Here is a 16,641-nt window from a genome sequence, read left to right on the forward strand (position 1 = left end):
TTATAATAAAAACAAATTACTAAAAAGACATTAGTGCGGTTTATGCTATAAATATATTTTTACTAAAAGAAAAATTTGTATTATCTTATAAAATTTCTGAAAATATATTTATAGAAAGTCTTTTTATTTGTTTATAGATTATTTTCTTTTTGTGTTGTATTCTTCTTGTTCTTAATTAAAAATACACTCAATGCGCCCAAAGTAAGCGAGAAAGCACAAATAAACATCATGTGGGTTTGATTTGAACCTACAAGAGTTAAGAAGATGCCACCGCAGATTGCTGCAATAATTTGAGGCATACAAATGGTTCCATTAAATAAACCTAGGTATGCTCCCATATGTCCGTAGCCTTGAAGAGTATCAGTAACTAAGGTGAAAGGCATTACCAATGTTGCAGCCCAAGCACATCCAATGAGAAGGAAAGCTATAAATTGGATGTATTGATTATGTATAAATGGAACCAATGCAAAGCCTATTCCACCGAGAATAAGACTAATCGCATAGCCCATTTTACGACTTTTAAACCAAGGAAGAACAACAGACCATAACATACTTCCGATCGATTGAACTGCATAAAGAATACCAACCCAGTTTCCTGCAACTTGATATGCTTCGGTAGATGTCGCATTGGGTGACATTAAATCTACATTCCAACAAGTGTCGGCTATAGCTCCATTGGTGTAAGTCCACATATACATGAAGGCTCCCCAGCAGAAAAATTGCACCAAACCCACATACCAGAAAGTAGAAGGAGCTTTCTTTAATAGCGCAATCCAATTCACTTTTTCTTCCTTTTCAGTAGGGTTTGTTTCTTCAATGGTATTATATTCAGCATATTCTTGTGGTGTCCATTCTTTCACTGTGAAAGAAGTATAGAACACACAAAGCATCAAGATGAGTGCACCAAAGTAGAAAGACCAAATAACGGAGTCGGGAACTACGCCCTGATTGGCAGTGTTGGCAATTCCGATTGCTGTAAAAAAGAAGGGGAAAATAAATCCAACAACGCTACCAGCATTACATAAAAAACTCTGAATACTGTAAGCAAAGGTTTTTTGTTTTTCGTTTACCATGTCGCCAACAAGCATTTTAAATGGTTGCATTGCCATGTTTATACTTGTATCAAGAAACAATAATGAGATTAAACCGAAAAGCATTGCTGCACTAGCCGCTAATCCAAAAGAGCCTGCATTAGGCAAAAGGCACATAACAAAGATAGCAACACTGGATCCAATAAATAAATATGGCTTCCGTCGTCCAAAGCGACACCATGTCTTATCGCTAAGTGTTCCAACGATAGGTTGTACGAGAATACCCATTAACGGAGGAAATATCCAGAAATAACTAAGGTTATGTGGGTCGGCACCGAGCGTGGCAAATACTCGTGAAATGTTGGCACTTTGTAGGGCATATGCTATCTGCACACCGAAAAATCCAAAGTTCAGGTTCCATAAATTCCAGAACTTCATGTCAGGTTTTTGTTTACGTTGAATACTAAACATAGGTTTCTGAGTTTTAGTTGTATTTATTTTGTTATAGTTTATTTACAGAGTAATGGAGTAAAAAGTGTTATAGGGAGGTATCTAATGATTTCTCTATTTGTGTATTTTTTTTCATTTTGAGTTAAAGATTACACCTTATTATATTAATAGGGCATATTATCGGGTTGTTCCTCTAAGGATAAGTCGGGTTCTTACAATTCTTTTTTCTATCTTACTTTCGGGAATAACTCCCTCAACTTTATCTATTAGAACCTGAGCAGCTTCTTCTCCGAGTGCAAAACCATGTTGGTCGACAGATGTAAGCATAGGATCGCAAGCCATACAAATGCCTCCATTTGAGAATCCGCAAATGCTAACATCTTCAGGAACATGAAGTTTCATTCTTTTAACTGTGTAGAGAATACCTATTGCGGTTTCATCGTTAATGGCAAAAAAAGCATCAGGCCTGTCCTCAAGTGTTAGTAAATGAGGTGTGATATCCTCGGCATCTGTACGATTATCACATTGCTTAATGAAGCGTTCGTCAAGTGATAAACCATTCTTAATAAGTGCATCTTTATAGCCATTATAGCGATTTTTGGTTATTTCGAGTTTCATAGAGGAGCCATAAAAGGCAATCCTTTTACAACCTGTTTTTATAAGATATTCTACAGCAGTGTATGCCCCTGTATAATCATCTACGACCACTCTAGAGCTATTTATGCCTGTGCAAATACGATCATAAAATACCAATGGAATATTATGATTGATGATATTTTGAAAGTGATCATATGAAAACGTGTTTTTAGCTTGAGAAACTATGATGCCACAAACCTTGTTCTCTAATAAAGATTTACATATTTCTACTTCTTGTTCATAATTTTCGTTGCTCTGCGTTGCAATAATATGGTAACCTTTAGTAGATGCTTTTTCTTCGATACCACTTAAGATTGAAGCAAAATAAGAATGGCTGAATTTTGGAATAATCACCCCAATAAGCTTTATAGGTTCAGTTTTACTATTGCGTAAATTCTTTGCCACAATGTTCGGGCAAAAATTCTTTTCTTTTGCAAAAGCCTTGATCTCCTCACGTTTTTTTGCACTGATTTTGGGAGAATCTTTAAGGGCACGAGATACAGTAGCTACAGAAACACCAAGCTCCTGTGCAATATCTTTCATTGTTAGAGGTGGAGAATCTTTCATGTTTTAGTTAATTATATGATAAAATTATGTACAAAGGTATGAAAAAAGCCATATACAACAAGAATTAGTTGTTAAATTCAATGCAAACGTTTGCACTTTTCCTTATGTTATTTTTCTTATTAAAATAGACTTACATATTCTGAATACAACTATTTTTGTAACAAAGCATTATTTCTAGTACGTTACATAAAATAACCTAAAAAATGTAATATAAACAAATTCAGCCTAAACAACGGAATTTATAAACGATATTAACGTTAACTAAAAAATAAAATCATGAAATTAAAAAAGCTCAAATTACCTCTTAGGAGTTTAGTCCTCTCAGGTGGGTTACTCCTTTCTGTTACGGCCTTTGCGCAGTCTGGAAATATTAGAGGCAAAATCAAGGATGCTTCTGGAGAGCCAATTATCGGTGCCACAATTACGGCAAATGGTAAGGCTATAGGAGTAACAGACTTTGATGGTAACTATTCTATTAACGTTCCTAAGGGAACAGAGATCACAGTTACTTATGTAGGAATGTCTCCTAAGAAAGTAAAAGTATCGGAAGATCTTACTATAGTATTAGATAATGACAATAAAACACTAAACGAAGTAGTTGTTATTGGTTATGGTATTGCAAAGAAATCAGACCTTACTGGTTCTGTGTCAGCTTTAAAACCTGATGGCAAAAATAAAGGTCTTGTAGTAAATCCACAAGATATGATTTCTGGTAAGGTTGCTGGTGTAAACGTAATAACTAACGATGGAACTCCTGGTGGTGCCACAACCATGCGTATTCGTGGTGGTTCTTCGCTTAATGCGTCAAACGACCCATTGATTGTTATCGACAATGTGCCCATTGATAATGCTGGTGTCAAAGGTGTATCTAATATTCTTTCAAGCATCAACCCTCAAGATATTGAAAGTTTCAACGTGTTGAAAGATGCTTCGGCTACAGCTATTTATGGTTCACGTGGTTCTAATGGTGTTATTATTATCACTACTAAACGCGGTAGAAAAGGACAAGCTCCTCAAGTTTCTTATAGTGGTAGCTTCACTTTAAGTACCAAAAAGAGTACTATAGATGTAATGAATGCAAATGAATATCGTGCATTTATTGAAGAACTCTTTGGAAAAGAAAGCGATGCTTATAAAGCTCTTGGAACTGCAGATACCAACTGGCAAAATGAAATATTGCGTACTGCAGCCAGTCATGATCACAATGTTACAGTGTCTGGTTCTATGAGTGATGTGCCTTATCGTTTATCAGTTGGTTATACAAACCAACAAGGTATCGTTAAGACTTCAAACTTTGAGCGTGTAACAACAGCTCTTAACCTTAACCCCTCTTTCTTAAATGACCATTTAACATTAAACCTTAATGCTAAGGGTATGTATGCTCGTAATACGTTTGCTGATGGTGCAGCCATTTCTAATGCGCTTAGAATGGATCCAACACAAGACCCTTACAATTATACATCGCCCTATCATCTTAATTTATTAGGTGAAAATAAGGCTACAATGTTAAAGAATTTTGGTGGTTATTTTGAATGGACTACAACTGGAATTGATGGCGATAAAGAAGCTTGGCCATTTTCTTATAATTCTACTGGTGGAGTTATGAACCCTCTTGCAGTGCTTAACACTCGTAAAGAAACTGCTAATAGTAGACAATTTATAGGTAGTGCTGATATTGATTATAAGGTGCATGGCTTTGAAGACTTACGTTTACATGCGACTTTAGGTGCTGATATAGCAAAAGGAACTCAATATAGAAATGCTTCTACAGCGTCTCCTCAATTTATTTATTATGGAAGTCAAGGTGATGAAACTATCTTAAAGCGTAACCTTTCTTTAAGTATGTATGCACAATACTTCCATGATTTTAAGGATAAACTTAAGAATCACTTTGATGTAATGGGAGGTTATGAATGGCAACATTTCTATCGTAATCAAAATAACGATTATGTAGGTTACTATTCGTCTACAATTACTACAAGATATGATGATGGAAAACCTAAGGCAGGAACTGCACTTCCTCACACTCCTTATAAGTTTGCAACAGAAAACTACTTAGTTTCTTTCTTTGGTAGAGCAAACTGGAGCTTGTTAGATCGTTACTATATTACAGCAACAGTTCGTAATGATGGTTCTTCAAGATTTAAAGAACACTGGGCTATGTTCCCATCATTTGCATTTGCATGGAAGGTAAATCAAGAAAGTTGGTTAAAGGATGTAAATACTTTATCTGATCTTAAATTACGTTTAGGTTGGGGTAAAACAGGTCAACAAGACTTAAGTACGGACTATGTATGGATACCAACTTACTCTGTGAATACTGGTACAGATAGTTTCTATCCATTGGCTGGTGATGGTGAACTTTATCGTCCTAATAGTTTTAGACCTAATTTAAAGTGGGAAACAACCACAACTTACAATGCTGGTATTGATTGGGGATTCTTCAATCAAAGATTAAGCGGAACTTTGGATTTCTATTATAGAAAAACAACAGACTTGCTTAACTATGCTCCTGTGATGATATTGTCTTCTTTCAGAAATCAAGCATGGCAAAACATTGGAGATCTTTCTAATACTGGTTTAGAAGCAACAATTAGTTGGAAAGCAATACAAAAGAAAGATTGGTTCTGGACTATCGATTACAACTTCACTTATAATAAAAATAAGATTACAAATCTTGCAGGTGTAAGTAAAGACAATAGTCCTGTTGCTAATACTTCTATAACAATTGGTACAGATAAGAACCTCGAATATAACCAAGTAGGTCACTCTGCAAACTCATTCTATGTATATCAACAAGTGTACGATGCGAATGGTAATCCTATCGAAGGTGCTGTTGTTGACAGAAATAGTGATGGTAAAATAACAGATGCGGATAGATATTTCTACAAAAATCCTGTAGCTCCTGTTACTATGGGCTTGTCTTCTCGCCTTGAATACAAGAGCTGGGATCTCGGCTTCTCTCTACGTGCAAGCATTGGAAATTATGTATTTAATGGTATAGAACAAGGCTTTAAGAATGTAAGTCCTAATGGAATTTGGACATTAGATAGATTAGGAAATACTACTCCAACAGCTAAGTTACGTGGATTTGTACAAGATGATGCAAAAACAACTCTTACCGATTATTGGGTACAAAATGCAAGTTTCTTGAAATGCGACAACATAACTCTTGGTTATAGCTTTAACAATCTATTCAAAACTGGAAGCTACAAGGGAATTGGCGGACGTGTTTATGCTACAGCAAGCAATGTTTTCACTATAACAAAGTATAAAGGACTTGACCCAGAAGTGTTCAATGGATATGACAATAATATGTATCCACGAGCTTTCTCTATGATTCTTGGTGTTAATCTTAACTTCTAACAATAAAGACAAAAGTCATGAATAAATATTTTAAACATATAATTCCATCGGCAATATTCTTATTCTCGACAGGAATATTAGCCTCTTGTGTTGGCGATTTAGATGTTACTCCTATCGATCCTAATATTCGTCCTACTGCAAATGGAGATGCTCTTTTTAATAAATGTTATGCAAATATTGCTGTTGCAGGTAATGGAGGAGCGACTGGAGATTGTGATATTGACGGATTAGATGGGGGTACCACTGGTTTTGTAAGACAAATGTGGAACTCAAATGAGCTAACAACCGACGAGGCAATATGTCACTGGGGTGATGCAGGTATTGAACAATTTGATTATAATACATACGATGCAAGTCATCCAATGTTAAATGGTTACTTTGCACGTCTAACAACTGGTATTACATATTGTAATGATTATTTAAAGAATATCAACGAGGATGCAACGAAAACAGCAGAAATTCGCTTTGTACGTGCATTAGAATATTACTTATTGATGGATGCTTTCGGAAATGTTCCTTTTGCAGAAACTCTTTCTGAACCAACAATGAAGACACGTCCTGAGATGTATGAATGGCTTGTTAAGGAGCTTACAGAAATTGAACCTAATCTTTCTGAGGCTCAACCTAAAAAGTCTTCAGATGCTAATTATGGTCGTGTAGACAAAGCTTCAGCATGGATGTTGTTGGCACGTCTTTACTTAAATGCTCAAGTTTATACCGGAACTCCTCAATGGGCGAAAGCTGCTGAGTATGCTAAGAAGATTATGGACTCTGCTTATAAGCTTAACACAAAGAAAGTTAATGGTTGGAGTGCTTATCAAATGCTATTCATGGGCGACAATGGTGAAACCGATGCAGCTTATGAGGCTATCTTCCCAATCCTTCAAGATGGATTAAAAACAACCTCATGGGGTACAACTACCTTCTTAACAGCTTCTACTTTTGATGGAAATATGCATGCAAGCATACACGACAAGAGTGTTGTAAACGGATTAAGTGGACAAACTTGGGGTGGAAATCGTTGTCGTCCTGATTTATTAAAACGTTTCTTCCCTAATAAAGAGGTTCCTAATGTTTCAAGTATAGAAATGCCTACTAAAGATTATGCTCATGATGATAGAGCCATTTTCGATGGAAAGGATAGAAAGCTTGATAATGGTAAAGGTGCAATAGGTAAATTTACAGATGGTTTTGCCACAGCTAAATTCATTAACATCAAAACAGATGGTTCTGCAGGACATTCACTTACATTCTCTGATGCAGATTTCTTCTTCTTTAGAAAAGCAGAAGCTTATCTAATATATGCAGAAGCAACAGCTCGTGCAAATGGAAATCACCTAACACCAGAAGGTATTGCAGCCGTTAAAACATTACGTGAACGTGCTAATGCTGAACCAAAAACAAACTTTACTCTTTCTGAATTATGTGATGAATGGAGTCGTGAGTTTTACTTTGAAGGTATTCGTAGGCCTACTTTAATTCGTTTCGGATTCTTCGGAGGCGACAATAACTATAACTGGACTTATAAAGGTGGTGTTAAAGAAGGTCGTAGTTTCTCTGCAAGCAAGAATATCTTTGCTATTCCTTCTAATTATGTTAAGGATGCTATTAAACAAAACCCTAATTATTAAGCATCATAATGAAAGATTAAAACTATAGAACAATGAAAAATATTATTAGATATTATGCAATATTGTTGTGTGGATTGTTAGCTTTTGCATCATGTAGCGATGATCGCGACTCTAATCCTAAGCTTCAATCTCCTACAACATTTACATTAAATGCGCCTATTTATGGTTCTTCAGCTATAAATTTAGCAACATCAACAGCTCTAAACTTTGCATGGTCACAACCGGAATATGGTTTTCCTGCAATTGTAGACTATCAGATAGAACTTTCATTGAATGACTCTTGGAGAGTTTCTACTAAAGAGGCGTGGGCAGATAAAACAGGAAAAACAGTTGCAGATTACGCTACACTTGACGATACTTACAATATTTGTAATGCGCAAGTTGGCGTTGCAAAGATTGCAAGAAGTCTTGAAATGATAGCAAAATGGGAAGATGGAAAAGTTCCACCTACCCAGAAAGTTTATGCACGTTGTAAAGCTACTTATGCAGGACAAACTATTTATTCTAATTCTGTAGAATTCATGGTTGTTCCTTACTATGTAGAGGTAAAAGAACATGAACCTGTTTTATGGTACCTTACTGGTAGTTGTTTTGGTAACGGAGCATGGGGAAATGGCGAAGATCAATTAGGTGTTTCTATGGTTCCTATGTATCCTATTGCAGGACAAGAATATGATATAAACACAGGAACAGGTGTTATTGGCTACATTGGATACTTCCCTGAAAAAGCAATATTTAAGATTATTGAAAAATTAGGTAACTGGGATTTTGGTATTTGTGGTAATGGTGGGCCTTTAACAACAACCTATCGTGCTGGAGGAAATGACCCAGGAAACATACAGATAGATGAAGCTGGATATTATGAGATTAGACTAAACACTAAAACTCATGAGTGTAAAATTGAAAAAACTACCCCAGCTTCTTCTATAGAGTTTACAAAAATGTCTCTACCTATTAAGTCTGGAGCAGACAATAATTGGGACGCTACACAAAACGAGATGAGGAAATTCTCGACAACTGCTAATACTAAAAACCATGATTGGGTATTAGATGTGAATGTAACTGCAGGTCAAGAACTTCAGTTTGTAGCTAATGGTGCATTAACTGATACATGGAGTGCAAGCAATTTCCCATTCGGAACAGCAGTAAAAGGCAATAAAGTAGCCATTTCTGTTAATGAATCAGGAAAATACAAAGTGTTCTTTAACGACATCACTGGACAATATTATTTCTTAAAATAATTGTATAAAACGTCGGAGGAAGCGTTTTTAGATGTCTTCCTCCGACCTAATATAATAGAAACATGAAAAAAGTATATATGATAATGGGAGTTGCAACAGCCATGTTTGCTGCTTGTTCTGAAGATTATACGAATTGGACTGCACCACAATCCAATCCACAAACTCCTGAAAAAACGATTTCATTTACAGCAACACCTTTGCCTGCTGTCGACTATAATACCATTAAGGGTGACTCTCTTCAGTTGTTTACATCTTCTGTACTTACCGAAGCAACACTTGTAAGTCAAAAGTTCTCTACTGTTGTTTTCAATGAAAATAAAACAAGACAAAAAGTTCTTAAAACAACAAAAGAGGGTAAAATAGCTGCTGCCGACTTAGAGAATGCGGTTAAAAATCTTTATGGAGAAGGAGATACCGAACGTGCTGTCTCTATTACTATCAACGACACCATAAATGTTGAAACAGGTGAAAGCTTCTTAAAAACATTTGATTTTACTTGCAAAGTTAGCTTAACTAAGAAAAACTTCCCTGAATTCTTCTATGTTGTTAATCCAGAAAAGCCAACCGAAAAGGCTCAAGTTTTACGTGGTGAAAAATTCGATGGTACATTTATTGGTTATGTTTATTTAGATAAACAATTCAAGTTACGTCCTAATTCAGATAACGCAGAGAACGATTTAGAATGTACATCAGAAGGCAATGTAGAAGAAAAAGGACAAGGAGAAGCATGTATAGTGAGCACACCAGCGTTCTATAAGATAGAAGTTAAATTAGAGCAAGGCGTTAAGAAAGGTACTTATACATTAACAAAAATAGATAATGTCTCTATAATTGGAGACGCTGTTGGTGGATGGGATAAAGATTTTATTGATTTAACCTACAATCCTACAACTGGTATTTGGGAAGCTGATAATGTAAATGTTATAAAAACAGGACCTTTAAAGTTCCGTGCTAATCATGGCTGGGCTTTGTCTTGGGGTGGTTACGAGAGTGAAACTGCATTCAAAGAACTGACAGCTAATGATGGTAAGAACTTAAATGTAGAGAAAGGAACTTATAAAGTAGAACTTACTCTTACTTTTGATGGTAAATCAAAGGTTGTTTTCACTAAAAAGTAATCATGCTTTGTAAGCTGATTGCTTATTGAATATAATAAGCAACAAGAATATTTAAGAGAACAAAAGATAAGTTTATCTAAAATAAAACCTTTTGTTCTCTTATTTTTATTCTGTATTGATAACATATAGGCTTAGATCTTTTTTACGCACTACTATAGAAAAATAGATTGTTTTTTACAATATTATTTAATTTCTTGCGTTTCCTATAATAAATAAATTTGCATAATGACAACAAAGATAATCGTAGATACCAAGCAAGAAATTAAAATAGAAAATAAATACATTTATGATGGAATGAATGGAATAGAGAGAAGTATAAAACGTTTTTTCGATTTTATAGCAGCAACTATATCCCTTATTCTTTTCTCTCCTCTCTTTATTATTTGCTACATATTGATAAAGAAAGAAGATGGTGGTAGTGTTATTTTTAAGCAAGAACGCATCGGAAGATTTGGTCGGCCGTTCTGTATTTACAAGTTTAGAAGCATGAAAGAAGATGCAGAAAAGGATGGACCTGCATTATTTCAACACGAAAAAGATCATCGTTTAACCAAGATAGGTAAGTTTCTTAGAACGCATCACCTCGATGAATTACCCCAACTTTGGAATGTGTTTATAGGAGATATGTCGTTTGTTGGACCACGACCAGAGCGTAAATTCTATATAGATCAAATCATTCAACACGACGAGCGATATACCTTTTTATACCAAATTCGCCCAGGTGTTACCTCCTATGCCACCTTATATAATGGTTATACCGATACTATGGAGAAAATGTTACGCCGTCTTGAGCTTGATCTTTACTATCTTAGAAAACGTTCTTGGTGGTTTGATATCAAAATACTAATCAACACTTTCCTCAATATTGCAATTGGAAAGAAATTCTAAAGTAAAAAAATGTCATGCGTTCATAACATAAGGCGATTATAAAAGCATTGTTTTCGCCATGTTAAAACATTGATATTACACTCTAAAAGCATTGCTATTGAACCTCAATAGCAATGCTTTTATTTTTTATGAGCTATCCTTTTACAAAGAAAGCTAGTAAACTCCTGATCTCGAATGGGTTGCATGTTCACTAGCTTTATATTTTATTGCCAAATTAAAAGCTCTTCACAATAGTGGTAATAGCTTATTATCCTATAAAAATTATAGACTATTTCTTAATTAAATTTATATCGTTTCATCTGCTACTTCAGTTGTTTCTTCATCTGTTTCAGATGCTTTTATTTCTTTAATTTGAGGTGTTTCTGTTGTGGTTGCTACTATTTCTTCAGTCTCAACTGCTTGTTGTGCAGCTATTACAGCTTTGTTATAAGCCTTCTTTATCGCATAAATTTTAATTGAATTGATAGTTTCAATCACTCCAAAAAGTAAGATTGCCCAACCCAAAATAAATAAGAAAGAGGCCCCCAAAAGAGTTGGTTTAACCAAAGCAACTAAGCCAATGAGCATTGTTATACAAGGAGTTATCCAAAAGAAAGGACCTATTTTTGCCAATTTTGATACTTGCGCTAAGTTGATATATTGATTAATTGAGCCTATTATAAGTAGAAAAGCAAGCAAATAGCTTAACCATTGCTGAAAAGTTGCAGGCATAAGAGCCAACACTACACCAAGAATTGCACACGCAATGCCCACCAATGGAAGGGTAGGAGTAGTACCTGCAATCTGAACTCCATTATTATCTAACACTTGAACATCTGCAAAATTCTTTCTACTGCCATAATAAACGGCACAGGAAATAACACCTGATAGAAAGAATAATACCCCGATAACAATCACTAACCACTTCTGTGCTTCATCTCTATACATAATAGTTAAAGCACCAACTATCAGTGCACACAATGCACGAAAAAAAGAACTCTGTAATACTTTCATAATAATTGATTTGTGCAAAAATACAAATTGTTTTGCAAAAGCTATTCTTTTGTAATAAAAAAAGCTATAAAAAACAGTATGTTTTGTATACATAAAAAATATTATATATAGTTTTGCAAAAACTAATAGTATCAATATTTTACATCAATAAGCATTATGTCAACTACAATTAATCTAAAAAGAAAGAATATAGATTTGCCTGCAGACACCCTAAAAAAATGTCTTTTATGGCTGTTTTGCAAGGAAAAAGTCTTAAAGCATATATAGAGCAGATTCTTATAGCAAAGGCAAGTAGTATTAATATCAAAGTAAATGAGAATCCATTCCCAAGCAATGATGAGTGGTTTAACAACCCCAATAATATTGAAGAGATACAAGAAAGTATTGCACAGCAACTTTCTGGAGAAACAAAAGCTTATAGTATAGAAAATATTAAAAAAGCTTTAGATGTATGATCTACAAATTATTACTAACCAAGAAAGCTGAAGAACACCTTAAAGAATGGAAAAATCGGGGCAAAAGAAAACCCTACTTAAAATTATTTCATTGTTTGAAGAACTTCAACTTCATCCTACTTTGGGTACAGGACAAGTGGAACAGCTTAAAGGAAACTTATCAGGTTATTGGAGTAGACGCATAGATAAGGGTTCAAGAATGGTGTATTTTATTGAAGAAGACAAAGTGATTGTCACAATAATATCATTGAAAGGACACTAATAATCATTAAAACTATTTTATTCTTGTTTTACTCTTAAAATAAAAAAGGGCAGAAATAGTCTATTTTTGAAATAAAATCACGATATTTGCACAACTTTTTAGGGATAAGATTATTTACAATAAAACAAAGATAAACATTATTTATGAAGTATTTTTTCTTTGCGGTTATAGGGGTTCTTTTAACCTTTCTACCCGCTAGTGCACAAAAAAAATATTCTGTTTACGGAGTAGGTTTCTACAATCAAGAAAACTTATTCGACACATGTCATGACGAAGGAAAGCGTGATTACGATTTTCTTCCAACTGGTTCGTATAAATGGAATGCCATGAAATACAACCATAAGCTCAACAATATGTCACGAGCTTTGGCAGATATGGGTACAGATGTGCTCCCCAATATAGGCTGCGCAATCATTGGTTTGGCTGAAGTTGAGAACTCAAAAGCCTTAGACGACCTTGTTGCACAACCCGCTTTAAGTGCTCGTAACTATCAATATGTGCATATAGAAGGTCCTGACCGCCGTGGAATTGATTGTGCGTTATTATACAATCCCTCTTTATTTAGTGTAAAGAATACCCGTCTTGTACCCTATGTTCAAAAGCTAAAGAAAGATAGTGCATTCTATACTCGAGGCTTTTTAACTGTTAGTGGAAGCCTTGCAGATGAACATATAGCCGTTATTGTATGTCACTTACCTAGTCGTTTTAGTGAATCTTTTTACAGAGAGCTAGGTGCAGAGCAAGTAAAAGCAATTAAAGACTCTCTTTTAAACGATGATCCTAACTGCAAAGTGTTTGTTATGGGCGACATGAACGACGACCCTATCGACAAGAGTATGGCAGGTATTTTAAGAGGAAAAGGCAACATTAAAGATGTAAACCAAGGCGATATGTATAATCCATGGTATAATATTTTAGTTAAAGAAGGCGTTGGAACGCTTCTATATCAAGGCTCTTGGAATCTTTTCGACCAAATACTTGTAACACCAAACCTATTGAATAAAGATGATAAGAAAGACTTTTCATCTTTGAAATTCTGGAAAAATCAAATCTTTAAACGTGATTATTTGTTCCAAACAGAAGGCAAATATAAAGGTTCTCCTAAGCGAACTACAGCAGGAGGAGTGTGGTTAGATGGTTATAGTGACCACCTTCCTGTAGTTGTTTATTTAGTAAAAGAACAATAGTTAGATATCAACTCTCCCGTTTCCTATATGTAAGAGATGGGAGAGTTCTTTATTATCACCACCCAACTCTTTGTTTCTTTCTTTATGACAGCACAAAAAAAAGAAAAGAATATCAATTCTAACAAACCCCAAAGAAACAGTAGTTCGACCCCAATGACAGGCGAAATAGAACGTCATCCCTTTGAACCTTTCTTGCCAAAGAACGCTAAATTGTTGATGTTAGGTAGTTTTCCACCTGCCGAACACAGATGGACTATGCCCTTTTATTATCCTAATTACATCAATGATATGTGGCGAATTGTGGGCTTTATCTTCTTTAACGACAAAGAACACTTTGTTTTTCACGAGCAAAAAAGCTTTTATGTAGACAAGCTTATATCGTTTCTAACCGACAAAGGAATAGCATTATTCGACACTGCAACAGCGATAATAAGAACCAAAGGCACAGCTGCCGACAAAGATTTAGAGGTGGTTGAAACAACAGATGTTGCAGCATTACTCGATAAGATACCACAATGCACCGCCATTGTAACCACTGGTGAGAAGGCAACAGAAGTGCTGATGCAACAGTTTGGCATTAAAGAAAAGCCCAAAGTGGGTTGCTTTGTGACTTTTACTTTTAATAACAAAGAGATGAAACTCTATCGAATGCCAAGTAGTTCGAGGGCATATCCCATGAAGATAGAACGCAAAGCAGAGTTCTACAAACAGATGTTTAACGATGTTTTTGAATGCGACAATCAATAAAGAACATGATATAAAAATAGAATATAATCATAAAATACGAACGATATGACATCAGACATCACCATTATAGGCATTGCAGGCGGAACAGGTTCAGGCAAATCAACCGTTGTTCGCAAGATAGTTGAAGCGCTTCCACCGCACCATGTAGCCGTAGTTCCATTAGATTCTTATTACAACGACACAACAGGAATGACCGAAGAAGAGCGTCGTGCGATTAATTTCGACCACCCTGATGCATTCGATTGGAAACTACTTATAAAGCAAGTGAATGATCTTCGCAATGGACTAACAATCGAACAGCCCACTTATTCGTATATTCTTTGTAACCGATTGAGCGAAACTATCACCGTAGAACCAAAGCCTGTGATTATCATAGAGGGTATTATGACCTTGCTAAACAAGAAACTTCGTGAGATGATGGACCTCAAGATATTCGTTGATTGCGACTCAGATGAGCGGTTAATACGTAACATTCAGCGTGATACCATAGATCGTGGGCGCACTGTTACAATGGTTATGGATCGCTATATCGAAGTTCTTAAACCCATGCACGAGCAGTTTATCGAGCCAACTAAGCGTTATGCCGACGTCATTATACCACAAGGTGGTGAGAACGAGAAAGGTATTGGCATTGTATGTGCATATATTAAGCATCTTGTTCCATAACTTTCTTGTAGTTAATAAGAAAGAACATAAAATAGCTCTGCAATTTGGTTAATTGATAAAAGCATTGCTTTTCACTTACAAAAGCAATGTTATTATAGTGTAAATGCATCACTATTATATGGTAAAAGCAGTGCTTTTAAAATACAAAAAAATAAGACTTATGAAAGAGCTCTTATATATTTAAGAGATTTCATAAGTCTTTCTATTATAACTCATTGATCTTTTTAGGAAGGAAAGAACCGAACCTTGGGTGTCTTTTTGCAAAGACCTTACTTATACTATTATCTTTTATATTATCTTCTTGAAGGTGAATTTCCTCCGAATCCAGTTGTACCTGATGGGTTATTATTGCCTCCAAAATTTGAAGAAGAACGAGAAAAATCTCCGAAACTACCAGTTGATGGAGCACTTTCACTGCGTGTTGCTCCTCTACCAGTGAAGTTACTACCACGTTCAAAACCGTCATTTCCAAAGCTATTGTTACCAAATGAGTCTTGACGAGGTGAGCTATTGCGACTTCTTCCATTGCCAAATGATCTTGTAGAGCTATTATCATAGTATCCAGAAGAACGTCCACCAAACGAACTTTGATTGTAAGTATCGTCGTAAGAACGGCGTCTACTTGGACTATATTGTGCGCTTCCACTCACCCAAGAGCCGTTATCAAAGTAGTCTCTCATTCCATATATAGAACGAGAAGAACTGCCATTGCCAAATGTTCTGCCGTCATACCAAGAACGATTGCCATTGTTATACCAGCTATGAGCACCTCTATAAGTTGTATAGAAATCAGGTTCTCCGAAATAATAATAATCTCTTCGTGGGTATCTTACATATAAAGAGAAACGCCAGTAGCCATCATTATAATACAATGGACGGTAGAAATAAGACGCATTACAGAAGGCTCTATATTGCCAGTTGTATAAGATATACTGCAAATCTAAATTTCTTCGTTCCCAATAAATGCCATATATATCATTGTATGAGTCTACTCTCATCAAATAATCAAGGTTAATTTCATACACTGCCTCATATTGTTCTACGGTTAAGTTCAACTCATAAGCCATCTTATCTGCCAAGAACAAAGCGTGTTGCCGTGCTTGTAAATAACTCATTGCCTGTGTTGTTACAACTGAACTCACAAACAATAAAAATGTAATGATATATCTCTTCATAAGCTAAACATTTAAATTATTATTGTTGATGCAAAGATATCGCTTTACAAATAGCATCAAAAAGGATTTCTCCTAACATCATAAGGAATATCCCTAAACATGCTTCTATCATTCGACTGGTATTCTATTACTTATTAAAAGGAGAGGATAAGAGGTGTGCAATTTCAATATTTTTATTGAAATAATATAATAAAACCGCTATAATTACGTTATTGAACTATATTATAT

14 protein-coding genes are annotated in these 16,641 nt (G+C 35.2%); 10 read left to right on the forward strand and 4 right to left on the reverse strand.

From position 1 onward, the window contains the following. Positions 1-131 precede the first annotated feature (131 nt). Positions 132-1,502 carry an MFS transporter gene (locus tag HMPREF0669_RS04495; protein ID WP_009227334.1) on the reverse strand — a complete coding sequence of 457 codons (1,371 nt, stop codon included), beginning with the start codon at positions 1,500-1,502 and terminating at the stop codon, positions 132-134. Between the two features lie 156 nt (positions 1,503-1,658). Next, positions 1,659-2,684, reverse strand: coding sequence for a LacI family DNA-binding transcriptional regulator (locus HMPREF0669_RS04500; protein ID WP_009227335.1), 1,026 nt, complete (start codon positions 2,682-2,684; stop codon positions 1,659-1,661). Between the two features lie 276 nt (positions 2,685-2,960). On the opposite strand from HMPREF0669_RS04500, the gene HMPREF0669_RS04505 reads away from it, so the two are divergent. The 5 genes from HMPREF0669_RS04505 to HMPREF0669_RS04525 all read left to right on the forward strand — a co-directional run bounded on the left by HMPREF0669_RS04505 (position 2,961) and on the right by HMPREF0669_RS04525 (position 10,928). Further along, entirely contained in the window at positions 2,961-6,050 is a 3,090-nt protein-coding gene (locus HMPREF0669_RS04505; RefSeq protein ID WP_009227336.1) for a TonB-dependent receptor, read from the forward strand. A 17-nt stretch (positions 6,051-6,067) separates the two neighbouring features. Further along, positions 6,068-7,681: a RagB/SusD family nutrient uptake outer membrane protein gene (locus HMPREF0669_RS04510; RefSeq protein ID WP_009227337.1), complete on the forward strand. Its 1,614-nt coding sequence runs from the start codon at positions 6,068-6,070 to the stop codon at positions 7,679-7,681. A gap of 32 nt (positions 7,682-7,713) precedes the next feature. Next, complete coding sequence (locus HMPREF0669_RS04515) at positions 7,714-8,922, forward strand: SusF/SusE family outer membrane protein (protein WP_009227338.1); 1,209 nt, start codon at positions 7,714-7,716, stop codon at positions 8,920-8,922. A 62-nt stretch (positions 8,923-8,984) separates the two neighbouring features. Beyond that, positions 8,985-10,040: a DUF5115 domain-containing protein gene (locus tag HMPREF0669_RS04520; protein ID WP_009227339.1), complete on the forward strand. Its 1,056-nt coding sequence runs from the start codon at positions 8,985-8,987 to the stop codon at positions 10,038-10,040. 225 nt (positions 10,041-10,265) lie between these two features. Further along, positions 10,266-10,928: a sugar transferase gene (locus HMPREF0669_RS04525; protein ID WP_009227340.1), complete on the forward strand. Its 663-nt coding sequence runs from the start codon at positions 10,266-10,268 to the stop codon at positions 10,926-10,928. Positions 10,929-11,213: 285 nt separating this feature from the next. Here HMPREF0669_RS04525 and HMPREF0669_RS04530 read toward each other — a convergent pair whose 3' ends face one another. Beyond that, on the reverse strand, positions 11,214-11,921 hold the full coding sequence (locus HMPREF0669_RS04530) for a DUF308 domain-containing protein (protein ID WP_009227341.1): 708 nt from the start codon (positions 11,919-11,921) through the stop codon (positions 11,214-11,216). 227 nt (positions 11,922-12,148) lie between these two features. Between HMPREF0669_RS04530 and HMPREF0669_RS04535 the strand changes: the two genes are divergently transcribed. The 5 genes from HMPREF0669_RS04535 to udk all read left to right on the forward strand — a co-directional run bounded on the left by HMPREF0669_RS04535 (position 12,149) and on the right by udk (position 15,238). Then, entirely contained in the window at positions 12,149-12,376 is a 228-nt protein-coding gene (locus tag HMPREF0669_RS04535) for a hypothetical protein (protein ID WP_020967172.1), read from the forward strand. Between the two features lie 46 nt (positions 12,377-12,422). Further along, positions 12,423-12,638 carry a Txe/YoeB family addiction module toxin gene (locus tag HMPREF0669_RS04540; protein WP_009227343.1) on the forward strand — a complete coding sequence of 72 codons (216 nt, stop codon included), beginning with the start codon at positions 12,423-12,425 and terminating at the stop codon, positions 12,636-12,638. A gap of 143 nt (positions 12,639-12,781) precedes the next feature. Beyond that, the gene (locus HMPREF0669_RS04545) at positions 12,782-13,825 is read left to right on the forward strand and encodes an endonuclease/exonuclease/phosphatase family protein (protein WP_009227344.1); all 1,044 of its coding nucleotides are present in this window, start codon (positions 12,782-12,784) and stop codon (positions 13,823-13,825) included. 153 nt (positions 13,826-13,978) lie between these two features. After that, positions 13,979-14,572 carry a uracil-DNA glycosylase family protein gene (locus HMPREF0669_RS04550; protein WP_009227345.1) on the forward strand — a complete coding sequence of 198 codons (594 nt, stop codon included), beginning with the start codon at positions 13,979-13,981 and terminating at the stop codon, positions 14,570-14,572. 45 nt (positions 14,573-14,617) lie between these two features. Beyond that, positions 14,618-15,238 carry a uridine kinase gene (gene udk / locus HMPREF0669_RS04555; RefSeq protein ID WP_009227346.1) on the forward strand — a complete coding sequence of 207 codons (621 nt, stop codon included), beginning with the start codon at positions 14,618-14,620 and terminating at the stop codon, positions 15,236-15,238. A 293-nt stretch (positions 15,239-15,531) separates the two neighbouring features. On the opposite strand, the gene HMPREF0669_RS04560 is transcribed toward udk, so the two are convergent. Next, the gene (locus HMPREF0669_RS04560; RefSeq protein ID WP_009227347.1) at positions 15,532-16,413 is read right to left on the reverse strand and encodes a hypothetical protein; all 882 of its coding nucleotides are present in this window, start codon (positions 16,411-16,413) and stop codon (positions 15,532-15,534) included. Positions 16,414-16,641 lie beyond the last annotated feature (228 nt).

Origin of the sequence: Prevotella sp. oral taxon 299 str. F0039, assembly GCF_000163055.2 — a bacterium.
In the GTDB taxonomy this organism is placed as follows: Bacteria; Bacteroidota; Bacteroidia; order Bacteroidales; family Bacteroidaceae; genus Prevotella.